Origin of the sequence: Micromonospora sp. LOL_024 (assembly GCF_048060415.1) — a bacterium.
Taxonomy (GTDB): domain Bacteria; phylum Actinomycetota; class Actinomycetes; order Mycobacteriales; family Micromonosporaceae; genus Micromonospora.
Genome location: NZ_JBHMIS010000076.1, coordinates 1 through 7,212, shown reverse-complemented (window position 1 = coordinate 7,212; position 7,212 = coordinate 1). Strand labels below are relative to the sequence as shown.

Below are 7,212 nucleotides of genomic sequence, written 5' to 3'. Positions count from 1 at the left end.
CCCGGTGACCGGGCGCGGCCGTTCGTCGGGTGGTGACGAGCGTGACCGGCCGGCCTATCCGGGAACCTCGACGCGGCCGTGGTCGCCGCAGACGACACGACGGCCGGCGCGCGGATCCGCACCGCCGATCGTCGCGGCCCGCCCAATGATCGAGTCGACCAGCCGGCGCACCCCCGATATCCGAGCCTCGTCCATCACCACCGAGCTGGACAGCTCGCTGTCGCGGATGACGCAGTTCCGGCCGACCGAGGTGTAGGGCCCCAGATGGCTGCCGTCGATCACCGATCCGGCACCGACGATCGCCGGACCGTCGACGCGACTGCGGATCACCCTGGCCCCCTCCTCCACGCGTACCCGGGGGCCGAGGACGCTGAACGGGTCGACAATCCCGCCACGGCCGGGCTCGACCGTCGCCAGCAGGTGCCGGTTACCGGCAAGCACGTCACCGCTGTCGGCGATGTCCCGCCAGTAGCCGGAGTACTCGCTCGCGCGGACGACGACCCCCTGGTCCACCAGCCACTGCACGGCGTCGGTCAGTTCCAGTTCGCCGCGCGGCCCGGGACGGATCGCCTCGACCGCCTGATGCACGACCGACGTGAGGAAGCAGGCTCCGACGAGGGCGAGGTCGCTGCGCGGCTGTCGGGGTTTCTCCACCAGGCGGAGCACCCGGCCGGCGCGGTCCAGCTCCACCACGCCGTACGGCCGCGGATCGGTGACCTTCTGCACGAGCAGGTGGGCGCCGGCCCGCCGGCGGTGGAACTCCACCGCCGGTTCGCCGAGCCCGTCCGGCAACAGGTTGTCGCCGAGGTGGAGTAGGAAGTCCGCGTCGCCGAGATACTGCCGGGCGATCCGCACCGCGTGGGCGAGCCCGCGCGGTGCGTCCTGCGGCAGGTACGTGATCGTGACGCCGTGTCCGCAGCCATCGCCGAACGCCTGTCTGATCTGCGCCGCCCCGGCGCCGACCACCATTCCCACCTCGGTGATCCCGAGGTCACGGACGCCCCGCAACACGTGGGCGAGCAACGGCTGGTTGGCCAGCGGGACCAGCTGCTTGGGCAGCGAATGGCTGAGCGGTCGGAGACGGGTGCCCGATCCTCCGGACAGCACCAGGGCCTTCACGAGTTCTCCCATCGGGTCGGGCTACGCCCGTGGCGGGCCGTGGCGTAACCGGCGGACCCGGTAGCGTCGCAGCCGGTCAGGGCAGTAGCAGGATCTTGCCGGTGGTGCGACGTGACGCCAGCGCCTCGTGGGCCGCCGGGGCAGCCGAGAGCGGGAGCGTGGTGTGCGTACGGATTCGCAGCCGACCGGCCAACACCTCGTCGAAGACGGCGGCGGCGCGCCGGCGGGTCTGGTCTGGCGTGCGGTCGTAGTGGCTCAACGACGCCTTGGTCAGGAACAGCGAGCCGAGCGAGTTCAGCAGCCCCGGATCGACCGGGTCAACCGCCCCGCTGACCTGGCCGTAGAGGACCATTGTGCCGCCCGGTCGCAGGCAGGCCAAGCCGTCGGCGAAGGTGTCCCGGCCGACCGCGTCGTACACGACGTCCGCACCCCGACCGCCGGTGAGTTCCCGTACCCGGACGGCGAACGAGGTCCGGTGGTAGTTGACGACGTGCTGTGCGCCGACGGTCGACGCGGCGGCTGCCTTGTCGTCCCGGGAAATCGTCCCGATCACGGTCGCACCCCGCCGGGCGGCCAGCTGGCAAAGCAGCCCGCCGACCCCGCCGGCGGCCGAGTGCACCACACAGACGACACTGTCGCCCAACGGGTACACCTCCGTGGCGAGCAGGTGTGCGGTCATGCCGTGGACGAGGACTGCGGCCGCCGCCGACAGGCTCACCCCGTCGGGCACCGGCACCAGGCGTGCCGCTGGCACCAGACAGTGCGTGGCGTACGCCCCGGGTTGTCCCATCCAGCCGACCCGGTCCCCCGGGACGAGTCCGGTCACGTCGGCACCGACCCGCAGCACCGTGCCGCTGCCCTCGATGCCCGGAGTGAACGGCAGCGCCACCTGGTACGTGCCGCTGCGCTGGTAGAGGTCGACGACGTTGACGCCGGCCGCCCCGACCCGGACCAGCACCTCACCGGCCGCCACCGGGGGCAGACGCGCCTCGCGGAGGGTGAGCACGTCGGGTGGCCCGTACGCGTCCATCACCACCCGCCACGCCGCGTCGTCGGACTCCGCCGCTGGCCGATCGCCGGCCCCCATCAGCCGCCGGCCATCGGCGAGAGGATGGTGACGACCGCATCGGGGCCGACGGTCGTGGCGGTCCGCTGGTGCCGCGGGATCAGGTCGTCGTCGATGCAGATGTTGACGTATCGCAACGGCGTTCCCTCGGGGTCAAGCAGCCGCCGGCCGAACTCCGGATGGCGGGCGGCGAAGTCTCGAATGACCTCGTCCAACGGCCCTGGCGAGCCCTCGAAGTCCGTCCTGCCCTGGGGCGTCCAGACGGTGGGCACCACAATCCTGACCATGTCTCTCCTCAACGTTAGAGGTCGGCCGCGCAGCGGAACCCGTGTGCGAAGCTGGACCAGCCACCGGGGTCGCCATGCATCCGTTCGCTGCATCGGACCTGGTAACGAAAGTTCATCCACGAACCGCCCCGGATGACGCGGTAGCGGCCCATCGCCATCGCGACCGTGGGGTCGCAGCGGACGGTGTCCGCGTAGAGCCGAGACGAAGTCGAGGTCCACTCGTAGACGTTGCCGGCCATGTCGGCACAGCCGAAGGGGCTGTCGCCCCGCTCGGCGAAGGCGCCCACGGGTGAGGTCCTGGGCACCGGGCCGCGCCGTGCGCACTCGGCGCGCCACCACTGCTGCCAGGCGGCCAGTGAGGTCAGCGGGCCGGCGTGCAGTTCCGCCGTGTTGGCGGCCTCGGCGTCCCACTCGTCGCCCCAAGGCCAGATCCGGAAGTCGGGCCCCCGGGCGGCGAACTCCCACTCCGCCTCGGTGGGCAGCCGCTTGTCGCACCAGGCGGCGAACTCCCTGGCGTCGGTGAAGGAGACGTGGACGACGGGATGGTCGTCGAAGTCGGTACCGCCGGTGCCCGGACCGCCGGGCGCGTACCAGGTGACACCGTCGCGCTCCATCCAGCCGCGCTCGGTGTAGACCAGACCGAAGCCACGCCGCTCCGCCTCCGTGCGGTAGCCGGTGTCGCGCACGAACCGGGCGTAATCGCCGACGGTGACCGGAAACCGGTCGATGCGGAACGGCGCCACAACGGTGGTGTGCTGGGGTGTCTCGTCGGCGAACCAGAAACGGGGCAACGGCTGGTCGGCGTCGTCGAGCCAGTCGAGCACCCACTCGGGGGTGCCCTGTTGGAACACTCCGCCGGGTACCGGCCGCATCTCACCCATCGCATCCCGCCTTCTGCCGCCGGTCGGGCCGTTCACCCTGTCCGCGTCGTGGAGCAATCATTCATTCGGGCGCCGACGGCGGGCACCTCTCGCTGTGCCCTGGGGGCCGCCCGCGGCAGCGCATCGTCGGAGATGAATTCCGACAATCGATGCACTTGAATTGGGTCAGGCCCTGCTGGTAGTAGATGACTGGTGCTGGCAGGTGCACGAGGGGGCGGCGGACTGCCGCTCTCTTGCTCTTTCCCCGACAGCGGGCACGCCGACAGCCGGACGTCGGTGCGCCCGAGGGAGGAACGGCGAGGCGATCCCGGGCTGCCGGCGCCGGCCCCGATTGCGCCATGGAGCCGGAGAGGTCCGGAGACGACGTGCGGCCACCGCGCGGATCCCGGACGGCCGGGTCGCGCGGTGGCCGCGGTGGCCCGTGCTCAGGCGACGCCGGGGCTGTTCTGGTACGCGGCGAGCTGCCAGCCGCCGTCGCCCTTGACCATCAGCCAGCAGGCTCGGATCGCCCGCTCCGGCGCGACCTTGTTCTCGCCGGACAGCAGCACACCGCCCTCGGTGAGCACGACGGCGACGTCCCCGTTGAGGATGCGGACGTCGATGGGCTGGCCGGTGACGGTGGTGCCCTGGTATGGCCCGGCGAAGGCGTCCCGCATGAAGGCGACGATGGCGTCGCGGCCCTTGAGGTACAGGTCCGGCAGGATCATGGTGCCGTCCTCGACGAAGACCGCGCCGAAGGCGTCGGCGTCATGCTGGGCCCACGCCGACACGATGCGGCCGGGAAGCGCGGCCACCCCGGCCTGGTCGACGGGGCTGGGCCGGAAGCTCGCACTGGTTGCGGACATGATGGTGCTCCTCTGGATCGGGACCGGAAACCGGTCAGACGTACAGGCTGTTCGGCCCGAGTCCGCTGAGCAGACGGCCGTACAACTCGGCGTTGGTGTCGGGATGCATCAGCGCGTGCAGGCTCATCGCCTGGATGTCCCGCTGGATTCGCTGGATGGGCACATCGAGATAGATGGACGACCCCCCGCTGGCGTCGGCGAGGAGGGCGACAGCCTCGCGGGCACGCTGGACGGCCGCGCCCATGTCGGCACGGGCGAGCACCCGTTCGTGCATCGTCCACGCGGCCTGTTCGGCGGCCTTACGGTCGACGGTCGCGGCCAGGCGGTGGGCGTGGAACTCGGCCTCGTCGACCCGGATGGCCGCGTCGGCGAGTCGCAGGTGCGTGATCGGCGCCTCCCGCTGGCTGACATAGTCGGTGTAGGTGATCTTGCGATCGCCGAGCCGCTGGACGAACGCGTCCAGCGCCGCCTTCGCCAGGCCGAGCGCGACACCGACCGACGAGGCGGCGGCCACCGGCAGCAGCGGCGCCTGGTAGATGCTGCTGGTCTTGTTGGCGTCCGAGGCGCCCTGCCCCTGCAGGACCGCGCCCAGTGGCAGAAATCGCTCCTGGGGCACGAAGAGGTCCTGGGCGACGGTGCTCACGCTGCCGGTGCCCTTCAGTCCCGCGGTGTGCCAGTCGTCGACGACTTGCAGTTCCCTGGTGGGCGCCAACGCGATGACCGGCATCGGCTCGGCCTCCGGGACGAGCAGGACGGCGATGACGGCCTGCCAGCTGCTGTGCAGGGCGCCGGTGATGAAACCCCACTTGCCGTTCACGACGATGCCACCCTCGGTGGGAGCCGCCACGGCGCTGGGGCTCAGCGTGCCGCAGATCAGCGAGTCGGGGCTGGTGAACACCGAGTCCTGGACGTGGTCCGGGAAGTGCGACGCCATCCAGGTCGGGATCCAGTAGACCGAGGCGTTCCAGGCGGCCGACCCATCGCCGCGGGCCAGTTCGGCGGCCACGTCGACGAGGGTCCGCGTGTCGCACTCGTAGCCGCCGTACGTCGATGGCGTCCGCAGGCGGAACACGCCCGCCGCTGCCATCGCGGCGACGGCTTCGTCGTGGATTCGCCGGTTCTCCTCGTGCCACGTCGAGAACATCCGCAACGTCGGCACGAGGTCGGTCGCGCGCCGCACCAACTCGGCGCTTCCGGGTAGATCGTTACTCAAGGATGCCTCCTGGTAGATCCGGCTCGACTGAGCCGGGACGGCGGGTGCCCGCAGCCGCGTATCGTTGTCTCGACATCGACGGCGAGCGACATTCGGGATCCTCCGAGATGGAGGCATCGGCCACGCCGGCCGGACGTGCGCTCAGGCGGCACTGGCCACACCGCTCCAGCGGGCCCGGCGGACGGTGACGACGGCACGGACGTCGGGCAGCGCTACCAGCATCGGCGGGTCGCACAGACGCGCGGGCCTGAGCCGCACGACAAAATCGAGATTCTGCGCCGGCCCGATCCGGAACGGGCCGTGGCAGCCGAACATGGCGACTGGTTCCGGCCCGAACCCACCGTCCTCGCCCAGCACGGTACCGAGGGCGTGGCAGAGCAGGTACCAGGTGCCCTCCGGCACCCCGTCGAGCGTGAAGCGCCCAGGGCCGGGCAGGGTCGCGCAACTCACCGGACGCCCCTCCGGGATCCGGCTCTTGAACAACCCCATGAACACCGCGTCGAGCGGCGTCGACGAGCAGCCCGAGACGACGCCCGAGACGACGCCCGAGACGACGCCCGAGACGACGCCGGTGGCTGGCGTGACACCGTCCGGGTCGGCCCGGACGACCGACCGCAGCACACCCTCGCGCCGACGGTACTCGGTGGGCGACAGGCCGACGCTGCGGGTGAAACGCGAACTGAAGGTGCCAACGCTGTTGTAACCCACGTGCACGCTGATATCGGCGACGTTCATCGACGTCGACAGCAGCAGCGACTTCGCGCGTTGCAGGCGCAGCGCCGACAGGAACCGACCCGGCGAGACGCCGGTCACGCGTTGGAAGACCCGTGTGTAGTGAAACTTGCTGAACATCGCGGCACGCGCCATGTCGTCCACGGTCAACTGCTCACCGAGATTGTCCCGCATCAACACGATCGACCGTTCTACTGCATCAACAAAATGGCTACTCACTACGCCTCCCCTGCCGACAGCGCACCGTTGGCGACGGCTCACGGGGCGAGAGAACAATTACGCCCGGGCACGCGGCACCGCCGGCGATTCGCCGGGCGCACATTCGAAACGCTCCGCATCGGCCATGAATCCTGGCGCCGCGCGGCACAACTAGAGCTGAACCGTCTTCTGTCTTTCCTTCACGGACCACCGATGGTTTCGCCGCACGCTCCCACCCGTGGACCGGCCACCGACCTAGGCGGGGTGAACTCGACTGGGAAAGACGGGTACCGGATGTCGGATGCATGTATTAGCGGCTGGCACCTTGCGCTCCCTCTTGGACTCCGCACGCCTTGAGCATGCGATTTCGGTAATCCTCGCGTTTTGGAGGAGAGCCCAGCATCTCGAAAAGTGCGGTCAATCCCGCACGCTCGAAGAAAACACGGTGCCGCAGTTCACGCGCCATCTCGCCGACCGAGGGAAATGAAGGAGCCGCTGCGGTCACAACGCGTAATGAACACCCCGCGTTTCTCCGGATTCTCGGCCCAAGTCCGGTGCGAAACGTGACGGCCATCTTAAGGGAACGCACGGCAGATCGGCCGTGACTTCGTCGGGGGTGACTCACCGTACCGTCCGGGGCCGTCTGCGCCGAGGCCCTCGACGCGACCGGAGCATCCACGTTCGGTCACCATCGCCGCCGGCAGCCCGCCTGGAGACAAACGCTCTATTAGACAGCACATCGACGGCGATCGCCATAGTTGCCGTCGGCGACGCTTCCGGCCGAACCGGCCACTCCCCCACCGCAGGGCTCCGGCAAAGTCGTCAGGTGATGCCGAGTAGCGCCAGCGGCGGGTGCTGTCGCGGGCGTGGT

The 7,212-nt window shown here is 70.2% G+C and carries 7 protein-coding genes; all 7 read right to left on the bottom strand.

Translation table 11 applies throughout. From position 1 onward, the window contains the following. Positions 1 to 54 precede the first annotated feature (54 nt). Positions 55 to 1,119, bottom strand: a complete 1,065-nt coding sequence (locus tag ACFHWY_RS27610; protein ID WP_416583176.1) for a glucose-1-phosphate thymidylyltransferase — start codon at positions 1,117 to 1,119, stop codon at positions 55 to 57. A 76-nt stretch (positions 1,120 to 1,195) separates the two neighbouring features. Further along, positions 1,196 to 2,206 carry a quinone oxidoreductase family protein gene (locus tag ACFHWY_RS27605; RefSeq protein WP_416583174.1) on the bottom strand — a complete coding sequence of 337 codons (1,011 nt, stop codon included), beginning with the start codon at positions 2,204 to 2,206 and terminating at the stop codon, positions 1,196 to 1,198. Continuing rightward, positions 2,206 to 2,472: a MoaD/ThiS family protein gene (locus tag ACFHWY_RS27600; protein ID WP_416583173.1), complete on the bottom strand. Its 267-nt coding sequence runs from the start codon at positions 2,470 to 2,472 to the stop codon at positions 2,206 to 2,208. The genes ACFHWY_RS27605 and ACFHWY_RS27600 overlap by 1 nt, the downstream gene beginning before the upstream one ends. Positions 2,473 to 2,486: 14 nt before the next feature. Further along, complete coding sequence (locus tag ACFHWY_RS27595) at positions 2,487 to 3,353, bottom strand: formylglycine-generating enzyme family protein (RefSeq protein WP_416583172.1); 867 nt, start codon at positions 3,351 to 3,353, stop codon at positions 2,487 to 2,489. Positions 3,354 to 3,778: 425 nt separating this feature from the next. After that, on the bottom strand, positions 3,779 to 4,198 hold the full coding sequence (locus ACFHWY_RS27590; protein ID WP_416583171.1) for an SgcJ/EcaC family oxidoreductase: 420 nt from the start codon (positions 4,196 to 4,198) through the stop codon (positions 3,779 to 3,781). Between the two features lie 34 nt (positions 4,199 to 4,232). Further along, entirely contained in the window at positions 4,233 to 5,411 is a 1,179-nt protein-coding gene (locus ACFHWY_RS27585) for an acyl-CoA dehydrogenase family protein (RefSeq protein WP_416583170.1), read from the bottom strand. Positions 5,412 to 5,552: 141 nt separating this feature from the next. Continuing rightward, positions 5,553 to 6,317: a helix-turn-helix domain-containing protein gene (locus ACFHWY_RS27580; protein WP_416583175.1), complete on the bottom strand. Its 765-nt coding sequence runs from the start codon at positions 6,315 to 6,317 to the stop codon at positions 5,553 to 5,555. Positions 6,318 to 7,212: the final 895 nt, after the last annotated feature.

Coding starts and splice junctions, on each gene's coding strand:
- ACFHWY_RS27605 (WP_416583174.1), bottom strand. CDS start 2,206: ATGGGGGCCGGCGATCGGCCAGCGGCGGAGTCCGACGACGCGGCGTGG.
- ACFHWY_RS27595 (WP_416583172.1), bottom strand. CDS start 3,353: ATGGGTGAGATGCGGCCGGTACCCGGCGGAGTGTTCCAACAGGGCACC.
- ACFHWY_RS27600 (WP_416583173.1), bottom strand. CDS start 2,472: ATGGTCAGGATTGTGGTGCCCACCGTCTGGACGCCCCAGGGCAGGACG.
- ACFHWY_RS27590 (WP_416583171.1), bottom strand. CDS start 4,198: ATGTCCGCAACCAGTGCGAGCTTCCGGCCCAGCCCCGTCGACCAGGCC.
- ACFHWY_RS27580 (WP_416583175.1), bottom strand. CDS start 6,317: ATGCGGGACAATCTCGGTGAGCAGTTGACCGTGGACGACATGGCGCGT.